We start from the raw sequence: 1311 nt of genomic DNA on the forward strand, positions 1-1311 counted from the left end.
GTCAGGGACCGCGCCAAAAGAAAGCTTGAACGCGATGCCCGCGATATCGTGTCTGCGTTGCAGGACCCTGAAACGGTTGAAGTCATGGTCAACGCCGACGGTCGTATCTGGCAGGAGAAGCTGGGCCAGAAGATCACCTGTATTGGTAACCTGCAGGCCGCCCAGGCTGAAGCGGTTATCAAGACCGTTGCCGGCTATCATGGCAAGGAAGTCACCCGGTTCAACCCCATTATCGAAGGCGAGTTCCCACTCGACAACTCGCGCTTTGCCGGGCAGATACCGCCCGTCGTCACATCCCCGACATTCGCCATCCGTAAAAAAGCGGTTGCCATATTTACCCTCGATCAATATGTCGCCTCCGGCGTGTTATCGCCAGAGCACTGCACGGTGATTAAGCATGCCGTGCGCGCGCACCGCAATATTCTGGTGACCGGCGGTACCGGATCAGGCAAGACCACGCTGATCAACGCCATCATCTTTGAGATGGTGCGCAGTGACCCGGATGAGCGCATCTTCATTCTGGAAGACACCGGCGAGATTCAATGCACTGCACAGAACTTTGTGCAGTATCACACTACACTTGACGTCGACATGACGCAGTTACTCAAAACAACATTACGCATGCGCCCCGACCGCATACTGGTCGGCGAAGTCCGCGGTGCCGAAGCACTCGATCTGCTCGATGCCTGGAACACCGGGCACGAAGGCGGTGCCGCCACACTGCATGCCAATGATGCATTATCCGGGCTGATGCGCCTGGAATCCCTTATATCAAGAAACAATCATGCCCCTGCAGAAATAAAACCGCTCATTGCTGAAGCGGTGGATCTGGTCGTGCATATCGCGCGCACCCCGCAGGGCAGGCAGGTTCATCAAATTCTGGAAGTCTGTGGTTTTAAAAGAGGCAATTTCAAATCCCGAAGGTTGTAACCCTGTATAAGGAGTGGGTCCATGAAGTCAATGCACACCAGACAATGTGCAATCGTGTTTTTTTCTATCGCAATGCTGTCCCTGCCGGGTCTGTTGCTGTTCGCAGATAACGTCCAGGCCGCTGTCGGCTCGGGCGGTGCACTGCCTTACGAGAGCTGGCTGGTCAATTTACGAAACTCGGTGACGGGTCCCGTCGCATTTACGCTGTCCATTGTCGGTATTGTGGTTGCCGGCGGCATTTTAATCTTTGGCGGCGAATTGAATGCATTTTTCCGCACGCTGATTTTTATCGTGCTGGTGATGGCGTTACTGATCGGCGCCAATAACATCATGACCAATCTGTTCCAGGGCGCACTGATTCCGAATAGCGCGATCCAGGAA

2 protein-coding genes are annotated in these 1311 nt (G+C 54.5%); both read left to right on the plus strand.

Annotated elements, in window-relative coordinates:
- The coding region (trbB, locus tag C8R11_RS15795) for a P-type conjugative transfer ATPase TrbB (RefSeq protein WP_107796525.1) at positions 1-930 on the plus strand (930 nt) is incomplete at its 5' end.
- Between the two features lie 21 nt (positions 931-951).
- Positions 952-1311 (plus strand): TrbC/VirB2 family protein (locus C8R11_RS15800; protein ID WP_107796526.1); only part of this gene is annotated, 360 nt, incomplete at its 3' end.

Source organism: Nitrosomonas aestuarii (assembly GCF_003046585.1).
Lineage (GTDB): Bacteria > Pseudomonadota > Gammaproteobacteria > Burkholderiales > Nitrosomonadaceae > Nitrosomonas > Nitrosomonas aestuarii.